This window comes from Serratia sp. CY33802 (genome assembly GCF_052169095.1).
In the GTDB taxonomy this organism is placed as follows: Bacteria; Pseudomonadota; Gammaproteobacteria; order Enterobacterales; family Enterobacteriaceae; genus Serratia; species Serratia bockelmannii.
The window spans coordinates 646,603-667,660 of the sequence record NZ_JBJNLL010000001.1; the positions used below are offsets into that span (position 1 = coordinate 646,603).

General features: G+C 61.4%; 24 protein-coding genes. 19 read left to right on the plus strand and 5 right to left on the minus strand.

All coding sequences use genetic code 11. From position 1 onward, the window contains the following. Positions 1 to 5: 5 nt before the first annotated feature. The 10 genes from cheW (at position 6) to ACJ8HA_RS03055 (ending at position 10,963) form a co-directional block, all read left to right on the plus strand. Positions 6 to 506: a chemotaxis protein CheW gene (gene cheW, locus ACJ8HA_RS03010; protein ID WP_025303271.1), complete on the plus strand. Its 501-nt coding sequence runs from the start codon at positions 6 to 8 to the stop codon at positions 504 to 506. Positions 507 to 701: 195 nt separating this feature from the next. Beyond that, complete coding sequence (gene tsr / locus ACJ8HA_RS03015) at positions 702 to 2,372, plus strand: methyl-accepting chemotaxis protein (RefSeq protein ID WP_043138649.1); 1,671 nt, start codon at positions 702 to 704, stop codon at positions 2,370 to 2,372. Positions 2,373 to 2,448: 76 nt separating this feature from the next. Beyond that, positions 2,449 to 4,065 (plus strand): methyl-accepting chemotaxis protein, encoded by a 1,617-nt coding sequence (locus ACJ8HA_RS03020; RefSeq protein ID WP_049209059.1) that lies wholly within the window; start codon positions 2,449 to 2,451, stop codon positions 4,063 to 4,065. A 37-nt stretch (positions 4,066 to 4,102) separates the two neighbouring features. Next, positions 4,103 to 4,975 carry a protein-glutamate O-methyltransferase CheR gene (gene cheR / locus ACJ8HA_RS03025; protein WP_025159837.1) on the plus strand — a complete coding sequence of 291 codons (873 nt, stop codon included), beginning with the start codon at positions 4,103 to 4,105 and terminating at the stop codon, positions 4,973 to 4,975. After that, positions 4,975 to 6,024, plus strand: coding sequence for a protein-glutamate methylesterase/protein-glutamine glutaminase (locus tag ACJ8HA_RS03030; RefSeq protein WP_025303269.1), 1,050 nt, complete (start codon positions 4,975 to 4,977; stop codon positions 6,022 to 6,024). The genes cheR and ACJ8HA_RS03030 overlap by 1 nt, the downstream gene beginning before the upstream one ends. Positions 6,025 to 6,126: 102 nt before the next feature. After that, positions 6,127 to 6,516, plus strand: coding sequence for a chemotaxis response regulator CheY (gene cheY / locus ACJ8HA_RS03035; protein ID WP_004934862.1), 390 nt, complete (start codon positions 6,127 to 6,129; stop codon positions 6,514 to 6,516). A gap of 10 nt (positions 6,517 to 6,526) precedes the next feature. Next, a complete protein-coding gene (cheZ, locus tag ACJ8HA_RS03040; protein WP_004934858.1) occupies positions 6,527 to 7,171 on the plus strand; it encodes a protein phosphatase CheZ in 645 nt (214 codons plus the stop codon). 165 nt (positions 7,172 to 7,336) lie between these two features. Continuing rightward, a complete protein-coding gene (gene flhB, locus ACJ8HA_RS03045) occupies positions 7,337 to 8,488 on the plus strand; it encodes a flagellar biosynthesis protein FlhB (RefSeq protein ID WP_043138644.1) in 1,152 nt (383 codons plus the stop codon). Beyond that, positions 8,481 to 10,559 (plus strand): flagellar biosynthesis protein FlhA, encoded by a 2,079-nt coding sequence (gene flhA, locus ACJ8HA_RS03050; protein WP_261464504.1) that lies wholly within the window; start codon positions 8,481 to 8,483, stop codon positions 10,557 to 10,559. Before flhB ends, flhA begins: the two co-directional genes overlap by 8 nt. Then, a complete protein-coding gene (locus ACJ8HA_RS03055) occupies positions 10,559 to 10,963 on the plus strand; it encodes a flagellar protein FlhE (RefSeq protein WP_442515199.1) in 405 nt (134 codons plus the stop codon). Before flhA ends, ACJ8HA_RS03055 begins: the two co-directional genes overlap by 1 nt. Before the next feature lie 2 nt (positions 10,964 to 10,965). Here ACJ8HA_RS03055 and ACJ8HA_RS03060 read toward each other — a convergent pair whose 3' ends face one another. The 5 genes from ACJ8HA_RS03060 to flgA all read right to left on the minus strand — a co-directional run bounded on the left by ACJ8HA_RS03060 (position 10,966) and on the right by flgA (position 13,435). Further along, positions 10,966 to 11,268: a helix-turn-helix domain-containing protein gene (locus ACJ8HA_RS03060; RefSeq protein WP_015378258.1), complete on the minus strand. Its 303-nt coding sequence runs from the start codon at positions 11,266 to 11,268 to the stop codon at positions 10,966 to 10,968. Further along, positions 11,261 to 11,635 (minus strand): type II toxin-antitoxin system RelE/ParE family toxin, encoded by a 375-nt coding sequence (locus tag ACJ8HA_RS03065; RefSeq protein WP_025303266.1) that lies wholly within the window; start codon positions 11,633 to 11,635, stop codon positions 11,261 to 11,263. Before ACJ8HA_RS03065 ends, ACJ8HA_RS03060 begins: the two co-directional genes overlap by 8 nt. Before the next feature lie 230 nt (positions 11,636 to 11,865). Continuing rightward, complete coding sequence (locus ACJ8HA_RS03070) at positions 11,866 to 12,300, minus strand: flagella synthesis protein FlgN (RefSeq protein ID WP_025303265.1); 435 nt, start codon at positions 12,298 to 12,300, stop codon at positions 11,866 to 11,868. A 40-nt stretch (positions 12,301 to 12,340) separates the two neighbouring features. Next, positions 12,341 to 12,652, minus strand: a complete 312-nt coding sequence (gene flgM, locus ACJ8HA_RS03075; RefSeq protein WP_004934832.1) for a flagellar biosynthesis anti-sigma factor FlgM — start codon at positions 12,650 to 12,652, stop codon at positions 12,341 to 12,343. Between the two features lie 129 nt (positions 12,653 to 12,781). Then, entirely contained in the window at positions 12,782 to 13,435 is a 654-nt protein-coding gene (gene flgA, locus ACJ8HA_RS03080; RefSeq protein ID WP_025303264.1) for a flagellar basal body P-ring formation chaperone FlgA, read from the minus strand. A gap of 160 nt (positions 13,436 to 13,595) precedes the next feature. Between flgA and flgB the strand changes: the two genes are divergently transcribed. The 9 genes from flgB (at position 13,596) to flgJ (ending at position 20,796) form a co-directional block, all read left to right on the plus strand. Then, positions 13,596 to 14,009: a flagellar basal body rod protein FlgB gene (gene flgB, locus ACJ8HA_RS03085; protein ID WP_025303263.1), complete on the plus strand. Its 414-nt coding sequence runs from the start codon at positions 13,596 to 13,598 to the stop codon at positions 14,007 to 14,009. 5 nt (positions 14,010 to 14,014) lie between these two features. Next, a complete protein-coding gene (gene flgC, locus ACJ8HA_RS03090; RefSeq protein ID WP_004934826.1) occupies positions 14,015 to 14,419 on the plus strand; it encodes a flagellar basal body rod protein FlgC in 405 nt (134 codons plus the stop codon). Positions 14,420 to 14,431: 12 nt separating this feature from the next. After that, entirely contained in the window at positions 14,432 to 15,109 is a 678-nt protein-coding gene (flgD, locus tag ACJ8HA_RS03095) for a flagellar hook assembly protein FlgD (RefSeq protein ID WP_016927297.1), read from the plus strand. Positions 15,110 to 15,163: 54 nt separating this feature from the next. Continuing rightward, positions 15,164 to 16,387 carry a flagellar hook protein FlgE gene (gene flgE / locus ACJ8HA_RS03100; RefSeq protein WP_099817138.1) on the plus strand — a complete coding sequence of 408 codons (1,224 nt, stop codon included), beginning with the start codon at positions 15,164 to 15,166 and terminating at the stop codon, positions 16,385 to 16,387. A gap of 12 nt (positions 16,388 to 16,399) precedes the next feature. Next, positions 16,400 to 17,155, plus strand: a complete 756-nt coding sequence (locus ACJ8HA_RS03105) for a flagellar basal body rod protein FlgF (protein WP_043138634.1) — start codon at positions 16,400 to 16,402, stop codon at positions 17,153 to 17,155. Positions 17,156 to 17,173: 18 nt separating this feature from the next. Then, positions 17,174 to 17,956, plus strand: coding sequence for a flagellar basal-body rod protein FlgG (gene flgG / locus ACJ8HA_RS03110; RefSeq protein WP_004934819.1), 783 nt, complete (start codon positions 17,174 to 17,176; stop codon positions 17,954 to 17,956). Positions 17,957 to 18,039: 83 nt separating this feature from the next. Continuing rightward, positions 18,040 to 18,741 carry a flagellar basal body L-ring protein FlgH gene (gene flgH / locus ACJ8HA_RS03115; protein ID WP_004934817.1) on the plus strand — a complete coding sequence of 234 codons (702 nt, stop codon included), beginning with the start codon at positions 18,040 to 18,042 and terminating at the stop codon, positions 18,739 to 18,741. 10 nt (positions 18,742 to 18,751) lie between these two features. Continuing rightward, positions 18,752 to 19,852: a flagellar basal body P-ring protein FlgI gene (locus tag ACJ8HA_RS03120; protein WP_004934816.1), complete on the plus strand. Its 1,101-nt coding sequence runs from the start codon at positions 18,752 to 18,754 to the stop codon at positions 19,850 to 19,852. Beyond that, a complete protein-coding gene (gene flgJ, locus ACJ8HA_RS03125; protein WP_169540639.1) occupies positions 19,852 to 20,796 on the plus strand; it encodes a flagellar assembly peptidoglycan hydrolase FlgJ in 945 nt (314 codons plus the stop codon). The genes ACJ8HA_RS03120 and flgJ overlap by 1 nt, the downstream gene beginning before the upstream one ends. Positions 20,797 to 21,058: the final 262 nt, after the last annotated feature.

Here is a 21,058-nt window from a genome sequence, read left to right on the forward strand (position 1 = left end):
ATGATATGGCAGGATTGGCAGCCGTCAGCAAATTGGCTGGCGAAACGGTAGGGCAAGAGTTTCTGATTTTCACCCTGGGCAACGAGGAGTACGGCATCGATATCCTCAAGGTGCAGGAAATTCGCGGCTACGATCAGGTGACCCGCATCGCCAACACCCCGGCGTTCATCAAGGGGGTCACTAACCTGCGCGGCGTGATCGTCCCGATCATCGATCTGCGGGTGAAATTCTCCCAGCAAAGCGTGTCTTACGATGAGAACACCGTGGTGATCGTACTGAACTTTGGCCAGCGCGTGGTGGGCATCGTGGTCGACGGCGTTTCCGACGTGCTGTCATTGACCGCCGAGCAGATTCGCCCGGCGCCGGAGTTCGCGGTGACGCTGGCGACTGAATACCTGACCGGCCTCGGTTCGCTGGGCGAGCGCATGCTGATCCTGGTGGATATCGAAAAGCTGCTGAGCAGCGAAGAGATGTCGCTGGTTGACAGCGTGGCGAAAAGCGTCTGATCCAAGACTCAAGGGGGCAGGGCGCTGCCCCCTTCATCCATCACTCTTCCTGACCTGTCGCGATGCCGCAGACCATACCTGTAACCCCCACTAAAAATAGTTACTTTCCCGCATAAAGTTTTGCCGCGCGGCGCCGATAACTCTCACATTCAACGTCATCAGAGCCTGTCTGCGCGGGCTTCAACAAGGGAAATCATGTTAAATCGTATGAAGGTGGTCACCAGCCTGTTGCTGGTGTTGGTGCTGTTTGGCGCCTTGCAGTTGATTTCGGGCGGACTCTTTTTCTCCTCGCTGAAAAGCGATAAGGAAAACTTTACCGTCCTGCAAACTATCCGCCAGCAGCAGCTGCAGCTGAGTGAAAGCCGCGTTGACCTGCTGCAGGCGCGCAACTCCCTGAACCGTGCCGGTATTCGCTACATGATGGATACCAACAAGATCGGCAGCGGCGCCACCATTGATGAACTGCTGGCCAAGGCGAAAGAAGAGCTGGGCGAAGCGGAAAGACACTACGCCGCGTACGAGAAAATCCCTCAGGATCCGCGCCAGGATCCTCAGGCGGCGGAGCGCCTCAAGCATCAGTACGATGTGCTGTACGGCGCGCTCTCCGAGCTGATCCAACTGTTGGGCGAAGGCAAAATCAACGCGTTCTTCGATCAGCCTACGCAGAGCTACCAGGACAACTTTGAGCAGAGCTACAACGTTTACCTGGAGCAAAACGGCAAGCTGTACCAGATCGCAGTCGACGGCAGCAACAGCTCCTATAACTCGGCCATCTGGACGCTGATCGTGATCCTGGTGGTGGTGCTGGCGGTGATCGTGCTGGTCTGGACCGGTATCCATCACATCCTGGTGCGCCCGCTGAACCGCATGATCGATCACATCAAACAGATCGCCGCCGGCGACCTGACTCAGCAGATCGTCGTCAACAGCCGCAACGAAATGGGCGTGCTGGCGGCCAGCCTGAAACACATGCAAGGCGAACTGATTGAAACCGTCAGCGGCGTACGTCAGGGCGCGGACGCCATCTACAGCGGCGCGTCAGAAATCGCTGCGGGCAACAACGATCTCTCCTCCCGCACCGAGCAGCAGGCCGCGTCGCTGGAAGAAACCGCCGCCAGCATGGAACAGCTGACCGCGACGGTGAAACAGAACGCCGAAAACGCCCGTCAGGCTTCACAGCTGGCGTTGAGCGCCTCCGAAACCGCACAGAAAGGCGGCAAGGTCGTGGCCAACGTGGTGCAGACCATGCATGACATCGCCGGCAGCTCGCAGAAAATTGCCGATATCACCGGCGTGATCGACGGTATCGCCTTCCAGACCAACATCCTGGCGTTGAACGCCGCGGTGGAAGCGGCGCGTGCCGGCGAGCAGGGCCGCGGCTTCGCGGTGGTGGCCGGTGAAGTGCGTAACCTGGCGCAGCGCAGCGCGCAGGCGGCGAAAGAGATCAAAGGTCTGATCGAAGATTCGGTCAGCCGCGTCGATATGGGCTCTGTGCTGGTCGAAAGCGCCGGTGAAACCATGGGCGACATCGTCAATGCCGTCACCCGCGTGACCGACATCATGGGCGAAATCGCCTCGGCGTCGGACGAGCAGAGCCGCGGTATCGATCAGGTTGGCCAGGCGGTAGCGGAAATGGACCGCGTCACCCAGCAGAACGCCTCGTTGGTGGAAGAATCCGCCTCGGCGGCGGCGGCGCTGGAAGAACAGGCCAGCATGCTGACCCAGTCGGTGGCGGTATTCCGCCTGAGGCAGGAAGGCCAGGAAGAGTTTAAAGCGCCTGTCACCAGCAAGGCGACGGTAACACCGGTAATCAATCATAAGAAAATGAACGCCAGCGATCTGCAGGATAACTGGGAAACGTTCTGACCGGTATCGGGCCTCTCTCGCAGGGGCCCTTTTCCCTACGTAGGCCGGTCGCCGGCCGGCTGCAAGGAGGTTCACAGTGTTTAACCGAATCCGTATCTCTACCAGCTTATTCCTGTTGTTGATGACCTTCTGCGTTCTGCAGTTGGTCAGCAGCGGCCTGTCGTATTCCGCGTTTCGCTCCGATAACCACAACCTCGACATCATCACCCTCGGCAGCCAGCAGCGCGATTCGCTCAGCCTGAGTTGGGTGTCGCTGTTGCAGGCGCGCAATACGCTGAACCGCGCCGGCACCCGCGCGGCGCTGAAGCTGCCGCAGGAGCAGGTGAACGAACTGATGAGCAGCGCCCGCAGTTCGCTGCAGAAGGCCGATCTCTATTTCAATCAGTTCATGGCGGTTGAACGCAGCAGTGAACAGCAAAGCCAGCAGACGGCCACCACCAAGGCCAGCTACGAGCGGCTGCGCGGCGCGCTGCGTGAACTGATCGGTTTCCTGGAAAAGGGCGAGCTGCAGGCGTTTATGGATCAGCCGACGCAGAAAACCCAGGACCTGTTCGAGGCCGACTTCGTGCAGTACCTGCAGTTGGTCAACGGCGACATCAGCGAAGCCAGGGACGCCAACCAGTTCTCCTTCACGCTGGCGGGCCTGATGCTGGCGGGGGCGGTCTTGATGCTGATCGTGGTGACCGGCAGCGCCATGTGGTGGTTGCGCACCATGTTGGTACAGCCGTTGAACCAAATCCGCAGCCACTTTGAACGCATCGCCGCCGGCGATTTGGCGACGCCGATTCAGGTGTACGGCCGCAATGAAATCAGCATGCTGTTCGCCAGCCTGCAACGCACGCAGCAGTCGCTGATCGGCACCGTCGGCGCGGTGCGCGACGGGGCGGAGTCGATTCTGATCGGCCTGCAGGAAATCTCCGAAGGCAATAACGATCTGTCTTCCCGCACCGAGCAGCAGGCCGCTTCGCTGGAAGAGACCGCCGCCAGCATGGAACAGCTGACCGCGACGGTGAAACAGAACGCCGACAATGCGCGGCAGGCCTCTCAGCTGGCGCGTGACGCCTCGGCCACCGCGGCCAAGGGCGGCGAGCTGGCCGGCGATGTGGTCACCACCATGCACGATATCGCCAACAGTTCGCAGAAAATCGGCGCCATCACCAGCGTGATTGACGGCATCGCCTTCCAGACCAACATTCTGGCGCTCAATGCGGCGGTGGAAGCGGCGCGCGCCGGTGAACAAGGGCGCGGTTTCGCCGTGGTCGCCGGCGAAGTGCGCAACCTGGCGAGCCGCAGCGCGCAGGCGGCGAAAGAGATCAAGGGGCTGATCGACGAATCGGTCAGCCGCGTCAAACACGGCTCGGTGCTGGTGGAAAACTCCGGCGCCACCATGCAGGACATTGTGCGTTCGGTGACCCGCGTGACCGACATCATGGGCGAGATCGCGTCGGCGTCGGATGAACAGAGCCGCGGCATCGAGCAGGTGACGCAGGCGGTGACCCAGATGGATCAGGTCACCCAGCAGAACGCCGCGTTGGTGGAAGAGTCCGCTTCTGCCGCCACCGCGCTGGAAGAGCAGGCCATTACCCTGGCCGACGCGGTCGCGGTATTCCGTCTGGCGGACGATAACTTCGTCGCGCCAGGTAACAGCAGCAACGCAGTTTCACCCGTGGTAAAGGAAGCCCAAGATTGTTAAACCGCATAAGCAGCACGTTTTTCTCCGGTGAAGCGGCATGAAACAGGCGCCGTCAACTTCTAACCGGGATACAGCGTCGATGTTGACGCAAATGGTGCAGCGTCTGCCGCTGTCGGACGTGCATTTTCGCCGTATCAGCCAGTTGATTTATCAACGCGCCGGCATCGTGCTGGCGGAGCATAAGCGCGAGATGGTTTACAACCGCCTGGTGCGCCGGCTGCGGCTGTTGGGATTGCACGATTTCGGCGACTACTTGGCGCTGCTGGAAAGCGATCCGAACAGCGCGGAGTGGCAGGCGTTCATCAACGCGTTGACCACCAACCTGACGGCCTTTTTCCGCGAGGCGCATCACTTCCCGATCCTGGCGGAGCATGCGCGCTCGCGGCCGAACGGCTACAGCGTCTGGAGCACCGCGGCCTCGACCGGTGAAGAGCCGTATTCGATCGCCATCACGCTGAGCGATGCATTGGGCCAGCGGGCCGGCAGTTGCCAGGTCTGGGCCAGCGACATCGACACGCAGGTGCTGGAAAAAGCGGAAGCGGGCGTTTACCGCCAGGAAGATCTGCGCACCCTGACGCCGACTCAAATGCAGCGCTATTTCCTGCGTGGCACCGGGCCGCATCAGGGGCTGGTGCGCGTGCGGCCGGAACTGGCGGCGCGGGTGAACTTCCAGCCGTTGAACCTGCTGGCGCCAGAGTGGGCGCTGCCGGGGCAATTCGACGCCATTTTTTGCCGCAACGTCATGATCTATTTCGATAAGGCGACGCAGGAGCGCATCCTGCGCCGCTTTGTTCCCTTGCTTAAGCCGGGGGGGCTGATGTTCGCTGGCCACTCCGAGAACTTCAGCCAGATCAGCCGGGATTTCTACTTGCGTGGGCAGACCGTGTATGGGCTGACCAAGGAGAGGTAATGAGTAAAATCAGAGTGTTATGCGTAGACGATTCGGCACTGATGCGTCAACTGATGACGGAAATCGTGAACGGCCATCCCGACATGGAAATGGTGGCGACTGCGCCGGATCCGCTGGTGGCGCGCGATCTGATCAAAAAATTTAATCCTCAGGTGCTGACGCTGGACGTCGAGATGCCGCGCATGGACGGGCTGGATTTCCTCGAGAAGCTGATGCGCCTGCGGCCGATGCCGGTGGTGATGGTCTCTTCGCTGACCGGCAAAGGCTCGGAAATCACGCTGCGTGCGCTGGAGCTGGGTGCGGTGGATTTCGTCACCAAACCGCAGCTCGGCATTCGTGAGGGCATGTTGGCCTACAGCGAACTGATTGCCGAGAAGATCCGCACCGCCGCCAGAGCGCGCCTGCCGCAGCGTTCCAACAGCCCGGCGCCGGCGATCCTCAGCCACGCGCCGCTGCTGAGCAGTGAAAAATTGATCGCCATCGGCGCTTCCACCGGCGGTACCGAAGCGATCCGCCAGGTACTGCAGCCGCTGCCGGCCACCAGCCCGGCGCTGCTGATCACCCAGCACATGCCGCCCGGTTTCACCCGTTCGTTCGCCGAACGGCTGAACAAACTGTGCCAGATCACGGTGAAAGAAGCGGAGGACGGCGAGCGCGTGCTGCCGGGCCATGCCTACATCGCACCGGGGGACCGCCACCTGGAGCTGGCGCGCAGCGGCGCCAACTATCAGGTGAAGCTGCATGACGGCCCGGCGGTCAACCGCCATCGTCCGTCTGTCGACGTGCTGTTCCGTTCGGTGGCGCAATATGCCGGCCGCAATGCAGTGGGGGTGATCCTCACCGGCATGGGGAACGACGGTGCGGCGGGGATGCTGGAGATGCACCGCGCCGGGGCGTATACCCTGGCGCAGAACGAGGCGAGCTGCGTGGTGTTCGGCATGCCGCGCGAGGCGATCGCCAGCGGCGGCGTCAGCGAAGTGGTCGAGTTGGACAGGATGAGCCAGCGCATGTTGGCGCAGATTTCCGGCGGCCAGGCATTGCGCATTTGATTTTAGTCCGCAGGGTTTACCCGGCGGCGATATGACCCTGGTTCGCCGCGCGGCGGCCTGCGGTTTTGCATCATTAAACGGTTAACTATTTCAGGAGTAACAATGGCAGACAAGAACCTCAGATTTCTGGTTGTGGACGACTTTTCCACCATGCGCCGCATCGTCAGAAATTTGCTCAAAGAGCTGGGCTTCAACAACGTCGAAGAAGCTGAAGATGGCGCGGATGCGCTGAACAAGCTGCGCGCCGGCGGTTTCGACTTCGTGGTGTCCGATTGGAACATGCCGAACATGGACGGACTCGAACTGTTACAGACCATTCGCGCCGATAGCGCGCTGGCCGCGATGCCGGTACTGATGGTGACGGCGGAAGCCAAGAAAGAAAATATCATCGCGGCGGCGCAGGCCGGCGCCAGCGGTTATGTAGTGAAACCATTTACGGCGGCGACGCTGGAAGAAAAGCTCAACAAGATTTTTGAAAAATTGGGCATGTAAGGAGAGGGCGATGAGAGACATTCCAATGCCTGCCAGCGATGCAGCGACCGCGGGAGAGATCATCTCCCGCATCGGCCAACTGACCCGAATGCTGCGCGACAGCATGCGCGAACTGGGGCTCGATCAGGCGATCGCCCAGGCGGCAGAGGCGATCCCGGATGCGCGCGACCGTCTTGACTATGTCGTAACCATGACGGCGCAGGCGGCGGAACGGGCGTTGAACTGCGTGGAGGCGGCGCAACCGCGCCAGGCGGAGCTGGAATCCGGCGCCAATGCGTTGAAAGGGCGCTGGGACGAGTGGTTCGCCAATCCCATCGAACTGGACGATGCGCGTTCTCTGGTCAACGACACGCGCCAGTATCTGGATCAGGTGCCGGGCCATACGGCCTTCACCAACGCACAGCTGCTGGAAATCATGATGGCGCAGGACTTCCAGGATCTGACCGGTCAGGTGATCAAGCGCATGATGGATGTGGTGCAGGAGATCGAAAAGCAGCTGCTGATGGTGCTGATGGAAAACATGCCGGAGCAGCCGGTGAAGGAAAAACGGCCGAACGACAGCCTGCTGAACGGCCCGCAGCTCGACCAGAACGGCGTCGGCGTCATCGCCAACCAGGCGCAGGTCGACGATCTGCTCGACAGCCTCGGTTTCTGAGGCTTTTCGGGGCGCGCGACGGCGCGCCCCGACAACATTCCGCGCAGTTTTCGTCTCATCCCCTAAATAACCCGCCTTTTTCCCCGTTGTTCCGCCAATGACATCGCCAATTTTTTGGCATGCTGACCGCCATTCTTTACCCTCCCGACACAGGAACGGCGTTTCGTGGCTGAAGACAGCGATCTGGAAAAAAGCGAGGCCCCCACGCCCCACCGGCTGGAGAAGGCGCGTGAAGACGGCCAGATCCCGCGCTCCCGCGAGCTGACCTCGGTACTGATGCTGCTCTCGGGCCTCGCGATCATCCTGATGTCCGGCAGCAACATGGCGCAACAGCTGGCGGCGATGCTCACGCAGGGGTTGAACTTCGACCATGGCATGGTCAGCAACGATAAACAGATGGTACGCCAACTCGGCATGTTGCTGCGTCAGGCGGTGCTGGCGCTGTTGCCGATCATGGCGGGGCTGGTACTGGTGGCGCTCGCCGCGCCGATGCTGCTGGGGGGCATTCTGTTCAGCGGCAAGTCGATTAAATTCGACTTGAAGCGGTTGAACCCGCTGTCCGGGTTGAAGCGCATCTTTTCCACCCAGGTGCTGGCCGAGCTGCTGAAAGGGATCCTGAAAGCGACGCTGGTCGGTTGGGTGACCGGTCTTTATCTGTGGCACAACTGGGCGGCGATGCTGCATCTGATGACTCAGCAGCCGCTCGACGCGTTGGGCAATGCGCTGCAGATGATCCTGTTCTGCGGTTTTCTGGTGGTGCTGGGATTGACGCCGATGGTGGCGTTTGACGTGTTCTACCAGCTGTGGAGCCACTTCAAAAAGCTGAAGATGACCAAGCAGGATATTCGCGACGAATTCAAAGACCAGGAGGGGGATCCGCACGTCAAGGGACGCATTCGCCAGCAGCAGCGGGCGATCGCCCGGCGCCGCATGATGGCCGACGTGCCTAAGGCGGACGTGATCGTCACCAACCCGACGCACTACGCCGTCGCGTTGCAGTACAACGACAAAAAAATGAGTGCGCCGAAAGTGCTGGCCAAAGGGGCCGGCGAAATCGCCTTGCGCATTCGTGAGCTCGGTGCGGAGCACCGCATTCCGATGCTGGAGGCGCCGCCGCTGGCGCGTGCGCTGTATCGGCACAGCGAGATTGGACAACATATTCCGGCCACCCTGTATGCCGCCGTCGCCGAAGTGCTGGCCTGGGTGTACCAGCTGCGCCGCTGGCGGCGCGAGGGCGGCCTGATCCCGAAAAAACCTGAACGTTTACCGGTGCCGGAAGCACTGGATTTTGCAAGAGAGAGTGACTCTGATGGCTAATTTGGCCTCCCTGCTTCGTTTGCCGGGCAATTTTAAAGATACGCAGTGGCAGGTGTTGGCCGGCCCGGTGCTGATCCTGTTGATCCTGTCGATGATGGTGCTGCCGCTGCCGGCGTTTATCCTCGATCTGCTGTTTACCTTCAACATCGCGCTGTCAATCATGGTGCTGCTGGTGGCGATGTTCACCCAGCGCACGCTCGAATTCGCCGCCTTCCCGACCATTCTGCTGTTCTCCACGCTGCTGCGTTTGTCGCTCAACGTCGCGTCGACGCGCATCATCTTGCTGGAGGGCCACACCGGTTCCGCCGCCGCCGGGCGCGTGGTGGAAGCCTTTGGCCACTTCCTGGTGGGGGGCAACTTCGCCATCGGCATCGTGGTGTTCATCATCCTGGTGCTGATCAACTTTATGGTAATTACCAAAGGTGCAGGGCGTATCGCCGAAGTGGGCGCGCGCTTCGTGCTGGACGGCATGCCGGGTAAACAGATGGCGATCGACGCCGACCTGAACGCCGGGCTGATCGGTGAAGACGAAGCGAAGAAACGCCGCGCTGAAGTGACCCAGGAGGCCGATTTCTACGGCTCGATGGACGGTGCCAGTAAATTCGTACGTGGCGATGCCATTGCCGGCCTGATGATCATGGTGCTGAACGTCGTCGGCGGCCTGTTGGTCGGTGTCGTGCAGCATGGCATGGAGCTGGGGGCGGCGGCGGAAAGCTATACGCTGCTGACCATCGGTGACGGCCTGGTGGCGCAGATCCCAGCGCTGGTGATCTCCACCGCCGCCGGCGTCATCGTCACCCGCGTCGCGACCGATCAGGACGTCGGCGAGCAGATGGTGGGCCAGCTGTTCAACAATCCGCGCGTGATGTTGCTGAGCGCCGGAGTACTGGGGCTGTTGGGCCTGGTGCCGGGCATGCCGAACCTGGTGTTCCTGCTGTTTACCGCCGCTTTGCTGGGCCTGGCCTGGTGGCTGCGTGGCCGTGAACAACAGGCACCGAAAACGGTGGAAGAACCGGCGATGCCGGAGAATCCGCAGGCCGCCGAGGCCAGCTGGGCCGACGTGCAGTTGGAAGATCCGCTGGGGATGGAAGTGGGCTACCGGCTGATTCCGATGGTCGATTTTCAACAGAACGGCGAGCTGCTGGGGCGTATCCGCGGGATCCGCAAGAAATTCGCGCAGGACATGGGCTATCTGCCGCCGGTGGTGCACATCCGCGACAATCTGGAACTGCCGCCAGCCAGCTACCGCATCCTGATGAAAGGCGTTGAGATCGGCAGCGGTGAAGCGCAGCCGGGCCGTTGGCTGGCGATCAACCCCGGCAATGCCGTGGGCGAGCTGGCGGGAGACAAAACCATTGATCCGGCCTTTGGGCTCGAGGCGGTATGGATCGACAGCGCCTTGCGCGAGCAGGCGCAGATCCAGGGCTTTACCGTGGTGGAAGCCAGTACCGTAGTGGCGACGCACCTTAATCACCTGATCGGCCAGTTCGCCAGCGAGCTGTTTGGCCGCCAGGAAACTCAGCAGCTGCTGGACCGTGTTTCACAAGAGATGCCGAAGCTGACCGAAGACTTCGTGCCGGGCGTGGTGTCGCTGACGACGCTGCACAAAGTGCTGCAAAACCTGTTGGCCGAACGCGTTTCTATCCGCGATATGCGCACCATCGTCGAAACGCTGGCGGAACATGCCCCGGCGCAAAGCGATCCTTATGAGCTGACGACCGTGGTGCGGGTGGCGCTGGGCCGGGCGATCACGCAGCAGTGGTTCCCGGGCAACGGCGAGATTCAGGTTATCGGCTTGGATACCCAGCTGGAGCGCCTGTTGCTGCAGGCGTTGCAGGGCGGCGGCGGTCTGGAGCCGGGGCTGGCCGATCGCCTGCTGGAACAGGCGCGTCAGGCGCTGCAACGGCAAGAGATGCTCAGCGCGCCGCCGGTGCTGTTGGTTAACCATGCGCTGCGTCCTTTACTGGCGCGCTTTCTGCGCCGCAGCCTGCCGCAGCTCGTGGTGCTGTCCAACCTGGAGATTAACGACGATCGCCAGATTCGCATGACGTCGACCATTGGAGCCGCCTGATGAAACGCTGTCTGTTCGTGTTGTGTTTGCTGGCGCCGTTAACCGTCGGTGCGGTGTCCGGCTCCTGGGTGGCCGAAGGGGCGGGCGTGACGTTGGAACAGGGCGGCATGCGCGATGAGTCCGCCGGTTTGCGGCCGCCGAACGCGTTGCCGGATGCCAATGCGCGCATCACCCGCGTCAGCTGGCGCTACCGTTTGCTGGGGCCTGAACCAGTGGGGCTGCAGGCGCAGCTTTGCACGGTCAACCGCTGCATTCCGCTGGGCGGCGGCAGCGGCAGCAGCAACGGTCTGCAGGGCGAGCCGGCCAATGCGGAATTGCGTTTCGTCTATTACGTGCAGTCGCAAGGCGGGTTCAACCCGCCGCTGCGGGTGATTGGCAATCAGGTGATCGTCAATTATCAGTAAGATCAGGCCAGAATTTGCAGGCCGTTGCGTTCCACCAGCGTCAGCAGCTTCATCGCGGCGGAGTTCGGTTGCGCTTCGCCGCGCTCCCATTTCTGTACCGCCTTTTTGCTGACGTTGAGATACAGCGCAAACACCGGCTGACTGACGTTTTCCCGTTCGCGCAGCGCGCGGATCTCGGCCGGCCCGAACTGCTTCACCGGCCGCAGGCACAGCATGTCGAAGGTACGCATGGTCACGTCGTCGACGAAACCGGCGCGGTGCAGGCCCTGAACTTCCTGGTGGATCTCGGCAAGAATTTTACTCATCGCTTAGCCTCCGTAACTCCCTGTTGTTGACCAGCTGGTAGAGTCTGAATGGCGAATAATCCAGATACAGCGCAGCCAGATGTTTCAATCCCTGTAACTCATCCGCACTGATGTTTTCTCTCTCGCTTTTGGCAAAGCCGCGCATAAAAAACAGGCGGTCTTCATCGCGAAAAACGATCAGCACCCGATAGCCGCCACGTTTGCCCGCACCAGCCCGAGCGATGCGCTTTTTGTATACGCAACCGCCAAGATTGGCGTCGTACCGCTGATGCTGCATTTCTCGCGCCGCTTTCACTATCGTGGCGTCGCTAATGCGCTCGCGTGCGGCAAAACCCTGAAAGGTTTTGGTGAGATAGATATCAGCCATTCGCTCTCCCTGCGAATCTATACCCGTTAAGGGTATATTTCAAGTGATTTAAAAATCACCACAGGGTGACAAGTGGCCAAAGGGAAAGAAACAGCTAAATTCACGTTCTGCGCAGCCTGACGCATAACGTTAAGGGAACTCAGGAGGTGATGAGGTGAAAATGCGAGGGGATGCGCAAAAGTCGGCTAACGCGTGCCCGGTGATAGGCTCACCGGGCGAAATGAGTCAGGTCAGACGCCGATTTTTCTGCCGAGCAGGCTGCCGGCGTGCGACTGGCCGTCCGGGCCATACAGCGATTTGTTGTTCTTACTGAGGATAGCCAGCGCCTGAGCGTTGTGGTCGATCTGCTGATTGAGCAGCAGGCCGTTGTGCTGGTTCTTCTCACGCAGCGTTTGGCTCAGCAACTGAACGCGTTGCCAGCGATCGGCCAGAGGCGCATGGCTGGCATAGGGCGCGCGTTGCCCGCAGGTTTTTTCCTGCCCCAGGCGCTGTTGCTCGAGGTAAGCGACCGTCGCCAGCAGTTGGCTTTTGGCATCGGTGACGCGCTGCAAGGCCACGCCGGGCAACTGGCCGGAACACAGCAAGTCGTGCTCTTCCTCCAGCACGCCATTGAGCGCCTGCAGTGTTTCCAACAGTTTGTCCAGCAGTTGTACCAGCTTTTCCATAGTGATGACTTATCCTTTATCGCTACCCGCCGCCGCGTTGTCAGTCGCGTCCGGCGATCCATTGAACATCGCTCTGCGCGTCTTGCAGCAGTGCGTCGGCGATTTTGCCGGCGTCCATCTTCAGTTCACCGTTGCGGATCGCCTGTTTGATGGCCTCGACCCGGCCCATATCGATATCCTGGGTGCCCGGTTGCATCAGGCGCGCCTGCGCCTCGCTCAGTTTGACCTGCGTGCCGCTGACGGCGGTTTCGGCCACGGCGGCCTTGCGCGGTTGGAGCGGGTTGTCGGCCGGGGTTTCACGCGGTTGCACAGTGGAAACCGGCTGTAACCGCTGGGTGCGATCGATACTCATGGTCCATCTCCGTTTACGCCGTGGCCGCTCGGGGGCGACGACGCTGCAATGAAAGTTTTGCGGCCCTGGTGGCCAATAAAATGCTGCTTGATTTGTCTTATCGGCAAGGTTTGCGGAACCTTTACTTTTTTATAACGTAATGCGGATCGCGCCGTCGTCCCCGACCACGCCGCTGACGATCTGCCCGGACGCCATGCGCACCCGCACGCTGTCTTCGGCGGCGGCGTTGTTCATCGCCTTACCCGCACCGCTGATGCTGAATCCTTCGCCCTGTGCATTGACCTGTACCGATTGCCCGGCCTTGATAATCCAGGCGCGGCGCAGCATGGCGAGGGTCAGCGGCTGACCGGGGCTAATGTTGCGCAGGCTGACGGCGCCTAACGCTTTGCTCGCTTCGGTCAGCGCACGCGGCGGCAGGGTATCGAGCCGGCCTGCTTTCAACGTCAGATCCGCCGCCGTCAACCGGCTGCCGGCGCTGATGCCGCGCGCCGAAACGAGATAGCGGCCAAACACTTGCACCTGCGTCTGGATAAAACGCCGCTCCTGACCACAGCGCGCCGAAATGCTGACGTTGCCGCCGATCCGCGCGTTGGGCGGCAGCGACAGCTGCGGCAGTTCGCAAGCGGGCCATTGGTTCGGCGGCGTGCGCACCCGCACTTTTACCTGTACCGGTTCGCCGCTGAACTTGCCTTGGATGAAGCTTTCGATTTGCGTCGCCAGATCGTCGGCGCGCGCGTTCAGACTGCACAGCAGGCCGATAAGCAGCAGCATTTTACCTTTCATCGTCATCTTCTCAAGCTTCATCGGGATACGCGTAAGTGTACCCGCAGCGCGCGCAGGCTAAGCAGATAAATAGCACCCCATTTTGCGTTTATTCCCGCGATAGGGTAGCGCGGGGGGCGTTTATGCTGTCGACTCCAAATTCTAACCTCGCGGAGGGAGCATGCTCGACAAACTGGACGCGGCTCTGCGCTTTGGCCAAGAGGCGCTGAACTTGCGCGCCCAGCGGCAGGAAATTCTGGCCGCCAACATCGCCAACGCAGACACACCGGGTTATCAGGCGCGGGATATCGATTTCGCCAGCCAATTGAACAAAGTGATGGAGCAGGGGCGCGTCAGCGGCAACGGCATGTCGCTGAACCTGACGGCGGCGCGCCACATCCCGGCGCAGACCCTGCAGCCGCCGCAGCTCGATTTGCTGTTCCGGGTGCCGGATCAGCCCTCGATGGACGGCAACACGGTGGACATGGATCGCGAACGCACCAACTTTGCCGATAACAGCCTGAAATATCAGACCGACCTGACGCTGCTCAACGGTCAGATCAAAGGGATGATGTCCGTGCTGCAACAAGGATAAGGCGCATGTCTTTACTGAATATTTTTGATATCTCCGGCTCGGCGTTATCGGCGCAATCCCAGCGCATGAACGTCAGCGCCAGCAACATGGCCAACGCCGACAGCGTGACCGGCCCGGACGGCGAGCCTTACCGCGCCAAGCAGGTGGTGTTCCAGGTCGCGGCGGCCCCCGGGCAGCCGACCGGCGGCGTACGCGTCGCTCAGGTGGTGGACGATCCGGCGCCCGAGCGTCTGGTCTATCAACCGGGCAACCCGCTGGCGGACGCCAAGGGCTACGTGCGCATGCCGAACGTCGACGTGGTGGGTGAAATGGTCAACACCATCTCCGCTTCCCGCAGCTACCAGGCCAATGTCGAGGTGCTCAACACCACCAAGTCGATGATGATGAAAACCCTGACGTTGGGTCAGTAACCGGAGGTTCCCATGGCTATCGCCGCAACCACGAACGAGTCGTTGGACAACACCGTCATCGGTAACAACAGCAAAAATACCAACAGCCAGGATCTGCACAACAGTTTCCTGACGCTGCTGGTGGCGCAGTTGAAAAACCAGGATCCGACCAATCCGATGCAGAACAACGAACTGACCTCGCAGCTAGCGCAGATCAACACCGTGCAGGGCATCGAAAAACTCAACACCACGCTGGGGTCGATCTCCGGCCAGATCAACAGCAACCAGTCGCTGCAAGCCACTGCGCTGATCGGCCACGGCGTGATGGTGCCGGGCAATAACATTCTGGTCGGCAGCAAGGACGGCAAGGTCAGCACGACGCCGTTCGGCGTGGAACTGGAGCGCGCTGCCGATCAGGTGACCGCTACCATCACCAACGCCAGTGGGCAGGTGGTGCGCACCATCGAAATCGGCGGCCTGACCGCCGGTGTGCATGCCTTCACCTGGGACGGTTCGTTGGATGACGGCTCTACCGCACCCGACGGCGCCTACAAAGTGGCGATTAACGCCAAAGGCAATGGCGAGCAACTGGTGGCGCGCAGCCTGCACTTCGGCCTGGTGAACGGCGTGATCCGCGACGGCAACGGCGCCAAGCTGGATCTCGGTCTGGCGGGCAACGCCACCCTGGAAGACGTGCGACAGATCTTATAACCCTAAGCATCAGGCTCAATCGGACGATAGCCTGACCACTATTCGGAGAATAACATGGCCTTTTCTCAGGCAGTCAGCGGCTTGAACGCGGCAGCAACCAACCTGGACGTGATCGGTAACAACATCGCCAACTCCGCGACTGCGGGCTTCAAATCCGGCAGCGTCTCCTTTGCCGATATGTTCGCTGGCTCGCAAGTCGGTCTGGGCGTCAAAGTGTCCGGCATCACCCAGAACTTCAAGGGTGGCACCACCACCGGTACCAGCCGTGCGCTGGATGTGGCCATCAACGGCAACGGTTTTTTCCGCATGCAGGATAAAGACGGCGGCATCTTCTATACCCGCAACGGTCAGTTCAAGCTGGACGAGAACCGCAACCTGACCAACATGCAGGGGCTGCAGCTGACCGGCTACCCGGCGGCCGGTTCTCCGCCGACCATCCAACAGGGTGCCAACCCGGTGCCGTTGAGCATTCCTGAAGGTATGATGAACGCCAAGGCATCCACCTCCGGCGAGATGGTGGCCAACCTGAAGTCCACCCATAAAGTGCCGGAGAACAAGACCTTCGATCCGACCAAACAGGACAGCTACAACTACGTCAACACCATCACCGCTTACGACTCGCTGGGTAACGCGCACAACATCAACGCCTACTTCGTGAAGACGGAAGACAATAAATGGCAGGTCTACACCCAGGACGGCAGCGCCGCGCCAGTGAACGCCGGCACCATGGAGTTCAGCACCAGCGGCAACCTGGTGAAAACCACCAGCACCAACGGCGCGCCGGGCGAGTTCAGCATGGTGATCCCGATGACCGCCAAAGACGGCGCACCGGCGCAAAACTTCACCCTGAGCTTCGCCGGCAGCATGCAGCAGAACGTGGGCAGCGACTCGGTGAGCAAGGTATCGCAAGACGGCTATGCCGCCGGTGAATACACCAACTTCCAGATCAACAACGACGGCACAGTGGTGGGCATCTACTCCAACCAGCAGACTCAGGTGCTGGGCCAGATCGTCATGGCCAACTTCTCCAACCCGGAAGGGCTGGCGTCGCAGGGCGATAACGTGTGGCAGGAAACCGGTGCGTCCGGTCAGCCGCGCGTTGGTCTGTCGGGCGGCGGCGGCTTCGGTAAGCTGACCAGCGGCGCGCTGGAGTCTTCCAACGTCGATCTGAGCCAGGAGCTGGTGAACATGATCGTCGCACAGCGTAACTACCAGTCCAACGCCCAGACCATCAAGACGCAGGACTCCATCCTGCAGACGTTGGTTAGCCTGCGCTAATAAGGCCGAGTTATGGATCACGCGATTTATACCGCGATGGGCGCGGCGCGCCAAACGCTGGAACAGCAGTCCATTACCGCCAACAACCTGGCCAATGCGTCGACGCCGGGCTTTCGCGCCCAGCTCGCCGCATTGCGCGCGGTGCCGGTCGACGGGCCGAGCATGGCGACGCGCACCTTGGTGACCGCGTCGACGCCGGGCGCCGATATGAGCCAGGGGGCGCTGAACTACACAGCGCGTCCGCTGGACGTGGCGCTGCAGCAGGACGGTTTCCTGGCGGTGAGCCTGCCGGGTGGGGGGGAAGCCTATACCCGCAACGGCAACATTCAGATCTCCTCCACCGGGCAGTTGACGGTGCAGGGATTGCCGGTGATGGGTGACGGCGGCCCGATCGAGGTGCCGCCGTCGGCGGAGATCACCATCGCGGCCGACGGTACCATTTCGGCGCTGAACGCCGGCGATCCGCCGAACACCATCGCGCAGATCGGCCGTCTGAAGCTGGTGAAAGCCGATGCGCGCGAAGTGATGCGCGGTGACGACGGGCTGTTCCGCCTGACGCCGGAAACTCAACAGCAGCGCGGCAATCAGTTGCAAAACGATCCGCAGGTGCGGGTGATGCCGGGCGTGCTGGAGGGCAGCAACGTCAAGCCGATGGAGACCATGGTCGACATGATCGCCAACGCCCGCCGTTTTGAAATGCAAATGAAAGTCATCCACAGCGTGGATGAAAACGAACAGCGTGCCAACTCACTGCTCTCAATGAGTTAAGCAGCAAGGAAATAACCGATGATTCCATCCTTATGGATTGCCAAAACCGGTCTGGACGCGCAGCAGACCAACATGGACGTGATCGCCAACAACCTGGCGAACGTCAGCACCAACGGCTTCAAACGCCAGCGTGCGGTATTTGAAGATCTGCTGTACCAGACCATGCGTCAGCCGGGGGCACAGTCCTCCGAGCAGACCACGCTGCCTTCCGGTCTGCAGATCGGCACCGGCGTGCGTCCGGTGGCGACCGAGCGTCTGCACAGCCAGGGCAACCTGTCGCAGACCAACAACAGTAAAGACGTCGCCATCAAGGGGCAGGGTTTCTTCCAGGTGATGCTGCCGGACGGCACCCAGGCCTACACGCGCGACGGCTCGTTCCAGATCGATCAGAACGGCCAGCTGGTCACATCCAGCGGTTTCCAGGTGCAGCCGGCGATCACCATTCCGGCGAACGCGCTGTCCATCACCGTCGGCCGCGACGGCATCGTCAGCGTCACCCAGCAGGGGCAAACCGCCGCCCAGCAGGTGGGTCAACTGACGCTGACGACCTTTGTCAACGACAGCGGTCTGGAGAGCGTGGGCGAGAACCTGTATCAGGAAACCGAAAGCTCGGGCGCGCCGAACGAGAGCACGCCGGGGCTGAACGGCGCCGGTCTGCTGTATCAGGGCTACGTGGAGACCTCCAACGTTAACGTGGCGGAAGAGCTGGTCAACATGATCCAGACTCAGCGCGCTTACGAGATCAACAGCAAAGCGGTTTCGACTTCCGATCAGATGCTGCAAAAGCTGACACAACTGTAATCTGTCATTGACGGGCCCGGCTTGCCGCGCCCGTCATTCTCTTTCGTGAAACAAAGGCGATACCCGTGGTAACCACATATTCGATGGCAATCCTGCCGCGGCAGGGACAACGCTGGCTGGCGGGAATGGTGATGCTGACGCTGAGCGGCTGCGCTTATATTCCGCATAAACCGCTGGTGGACGGTGCGACCACGGCGCAGCCCGCGCCGGCCAGCGCGCCGATGCCGAACGGCTCGATCTTCCAGACGGTGCAGCCGATGAACTACGGCTATCAGCCGCTGTTCGAAGACCGCCGTCCGCGCAACGTCGGTGACACCCTGACCATCGTGCTGCAGGAAAACGTCAGCGCCAGCAAGAGCTCTTCCGCCAACGCCAGCCGCAACGGCGCCAGCAAGTTCGGCGTCGCCACCTCGCCGCGTTACCTCGACGGTCTGTTGGGCAATGCGCGCGCCGATATGGACATTTCCGGCGACAGCACCTTCGGTGGCAAGGGCGGCGCCAACGCCAACAACACCTTCAACGGCACCATTACGGTGACGGTCAACCAGGTGCTGGCCAACGGCAACCTGCACGTGGTGGGGGAAAAGCAGATCGCCATCAACCAGGGCACCGAATTCATTCGCTTCTCCGGCGTCGTTAACCCGCGCACCATCAGCGGCAACAACTCGGTCACCTCGACGCAGGTGGCGGACGCGCGTATCGAATACGTCGGCAATGGCTATATCAACGAAGCGCAGACCATGGGCTGGCTGCAGCGCTTCTTCTTAAATGTTTCACCGTTCTAAGGATTGACTGATGCTGAAAAAATGGTTTATCGCGCTGTGCGTCGGGCTGGTGTGCTTGCCGGCGGCGGCGGAGCGCATCCGCGATCTGGTGACGGTGCAGGGCGTGCGAGACAACGCCCTGATCGGCTACGGCCTGGTGGTGGGGCTGGACGGTTCCGGCGACCAGACCATGCAGACGCCGTTCACCACCCAAAGCCTGAGCAACATGCTGTCGCAGCTGGGCATCACCGTGCCGCCGGGCACTAACATGCAGCTGAAAAACGTGGCGGCGGTGATGGTGACCGCCAAACTGCCGCCGTTCTCGCGCGCCGGGCAGAACATCGACGTGGTGGTTTCATCGATGGGCAACGCCAAGAGCCTGCGCGGCGGCACCTTGCTGATGACGCCGCTCAAAGGCGTGGATAACCAGGTCTATGCGCTGGCGCAGGGCAACGTGCTGGTCGGCGGCGCGGGCGCGGCGGCCGGCGGCAGCAGCGTGCAGGTCAACCAGCTGGCGGGCGGGCGCATCAGCAACGGCGCCACCATTGAGCGCGAGCTGCCGACCACCTTCGGCAGCGGCGGCGTACTCAACCTGCAGCTGAACGACGAAGACTTCACGCTGGCGCAGCAGATCAGCGACGCTATCAACCGCCAACGCGGCGGCGGCACCGCGACGCCGCTCGACGCCCGCACGATCCAGGTGCTGGTGCCGCAGGGCAACAGCTCTCAGGTGCGTTTCCTGGCGGAGATTCAAAACATCACCGTCAACGTCGGCGCGATGGACGCCAAAGTGATCATCAACTCGCGCACCGGGTCGGTGGTGATGAACCGCGATGTGATCCTCGATTCCTGCGCCGTCGCCCAGGGCAACCTGTCGGTGGTGGTCGATCGGCAGAACACCGTCAGCCAACCGACGACGCCGTTCGGCGGCGGCCAGACGGTGGTGACGCCAAACACCCAGATCTCGGTGCAACAGCAGGGCGGATCGCTGCAGAAGGTGAACGCCAGCGCCAACCTGAACAACGTCATTCGCGCGCTGAACGCGTTGGGCGCCACGCCGATCGATCTGATGTCGATCCTGCAGGCGATGCAGAGCGCCGGCTGCCTGCGCGCCAAGCTGGAAATCATCTGATGGCCGGCGATCTGATGGCGATGTCGGGCGCGGCCTATGACGCCCAGGCGCTGAACGGCCTGAAGCGCGATGCGGCGGCCGACCCGCAGGGCAACCTTAAGCAGGTGGCCCAGCAGGTAGAAGGCATGTTCGTGCAGATGATGCTGAAAAGCATGCGTTCCGCCTTGCCGCAGGACGGGGTGTTGAGCAGCGATCAAACGCGGCTCTATACCTCGATGTACGATCAGCAAATCGCCCAGCAGATGTCGCAAAAAGGGCTGGGGCTGGCCGACATGATGGTCAAGCAGATGAGCAATGCCAATACGGTGCCGAGCGAAACGGCGGGCATGTCGCCGATGGCGCTGGACAACGAGGTGCTGCAAACGCTGCCGAACCAGGCGCTGGAGCAGATGGTGCGCCGGGCGATGCCGAAAGCCCCGCCGGCCGCCGCGCCGCTGTCGCTCAACAACGGCAACTTCGTCGCTCGCCTGTCGATACCGGCGAAGGTCGCCAGCCAGCAGAGCGGCATTCCGCATCAGCTGATCGTCGCGCAGGCGGCGCTGGAATCCGGCTGGGGGCAGCGCGAGATCCCGACCTCAGACGGCACGCCGAGCTACAACCTGTTCGGCATCAAGGCCGGCGGCAGCTGGAACGGGCCGGTGACGGAGATCACCACCACCGAGTTCGAACAGGGCGCGGCGAAGAAGGTGAAGGCGAAGTTCCGCGTCTACGGTTCGTATGTCGAAGCGATTGCCGACTACGTCAAACTGCTGACCAACAACCCGCGCTATGCCGACGTGGCCGCCGCGCGCAGCCCGGAGCAGGCGGCGCATGCGCTGCAACGCGCCGGCTACGCCACCGATCCGCAGTACGCCAGCAAACTGGTCAGCGTGATTCAGCAGATGAAGAGCGCGGGGGAACAGGCGGTGAAAGCTTACACCCACGATCTGAAAGATTTGTTCTAAATCCCCGTCATTCTTGACGCCGCAGCGGCGTTGACTGCACAAGCTCGCCCCGGTCACTTGGCTTAACCAAGCGCTCGGGGACGCCCTTGCTTGTCGCCTTGCTGCGACGCCAATTATTTAGGGGATAGGCGGTAACGAAGGCTAGCTGGATGCTGACCGCGTTGCCGCTTTTTTTCCTCAAGTTCTTCTCATTTTGGCCGATAACCGAAACAGGCTGAGCGAACAGGCTCAGCAGCTCAATTAAGAACCCTGTGGGCCACCG

Bases quoted from the DNA above. Each gene is read 5' to 3' on its own strand.
- cheW (WP_025303271.1), top strand. From the start codon at position 6: ATGGCAGGATTGGCAGCCGTCAGCAAATTGGCTGGCGAAACGGTAGGG.
- tsr (WP_043138649.1), top strand. From the start codon at position 702: ATGTTAAATCGTATGAAGGTGGTCACCAGCCTGTTGCTGGTGTTGGTG.
- cheR (WP_025159837.1), top strand. From the start codon at position 4,103: ATGAAACAGGCGCCGTCAACTTCTAACCGGGATACAGCGTCGATGTTG.
- ACJ8HA_RS03030 (WP_025303269.1), top strand. From the start codon at position 4,975: ATGAGTAAAATCAGAGTGTTATGCGTAGACGATTCGGCACTGATGCGT.
- cheY (WP_004934862.1), top strand. From the start codon at position 6,127: ATGGCAGACAAGAACCTCAGATTTCTGGTTGTGGACGACTTTTCCACC.
- cheZ (WP_004934858.1), top strand. From the start codon at position 6,527: ATGAGAGACATTCCAATGCCTGCCAGCGATGCAGCGACCGCGGGAGAG.
- flhA (WP_261464504.1), top strand. From the start codon at position 8,481: ATGGCTAATTTGGCCTCCCTGCTTCGTTTGCCGGGCAATTTTAAAGAT.
- ACJ8HA_RS03055 (WP_442515199.1), top strand. From the start codon at position 10,559: ATGAAACGCTGTCTGTTCGTGTTGTGTTTGCTGGCGCCGTTAACCGTC.
- ACJ8HA_RS03060 (WP_015378258.1), bottom strand. From the start codon at position 11,268: ATGAGTAAAATTCTTGCCGAGATCCACCAGGAAGTTCAGGGCCTGCAC.
- ACJ8HA_RS03065 (WP_025303266.1), bottom strand. From the start codon at position 11,635: ATGGCTGATATCTATCTCACCAAAACCTTTCAGGGTTTTGCCGCACGC.
- ACJ8HA_RS03070 (WP_025303265.1), bottom strand. From the start codon at position 12,300: ATGGAAAAGCTGGTACAACTGCTGGACAAACTGTTGGAAACACTGCAG.
- flgM (WP_004934832.1), bottom strand. From the start codon at position 12,652: ATGAGTATCGATCGCACCCAGCGGTTACAGCCGGTTTCCACTGTGCAA.
- flgA (WP_025303264.1), bottom strand. From the start codon at position 13,435: ATGAAAGGTAAAATGCTGCTGCTTATCGGCCTGCTGTGCAGTCTGAAC.
- flgB (WP_025303263.1), top strand. From the start codon at position 13,596: ATGCTCGACAAACTGGACGCGGCTCTGCGCTTTGGCCAAGAGGCGCTG.
- flgC (WP_004934826.1), top strand. From the start codon at position 14,015: ATGTCTTTACTGAATATTTTTGATATCTCCGGCTCGGCGTTATCGGCG.
- flgD (WP_016927297.1), top strand. From the start codon at position 14,432: ATGGCTATCGCCGCAACCACGAACGAGTCGTTGGACAACACCGTCATC.
- flgE (WP_099817138.1), top strand. From the start codon at position 15,164: ATGGCCTTTTCTCAGGCAGTCAGCGGCTTGAACGCGGCAGCAACCAAC.
- ACJ8HA_RS03105 (WP_043138634.1), top strand. From the start codon at position 16,400: ATGGATCACGCGATTTATACCGCGATGGGCGCGGCGCGCCAAACGCTG.
- flgG (WP_004934819.1), top strand. From the start codon at position 17,174: ATGATTCCATCCTTATGGATTGCCAAAACCGGTCTGGACGCGCAGCAG.
- flgH (WP_004934817.1), top strand. From the start codon at position 18,040: ATGGCAATCCTGCCGCGGCAGGGACAACGCTGGCTGGCGGGAATGGTG.
- ACJ8HA_RS03120 (WP_004934816.1), top strand. From the start codon at position 18,752: ATGCTGAAAAAATGGTTTATCGCGCTGTGCGTCGGGCTGGTGTGCTTG.
- flgJ (WP_169540639.1), top strand. From the start codon at position 19,852: ATGGCCGGCGATCTGATGGCGATGTCGGGCGCGGCCTATGACGCCCAG.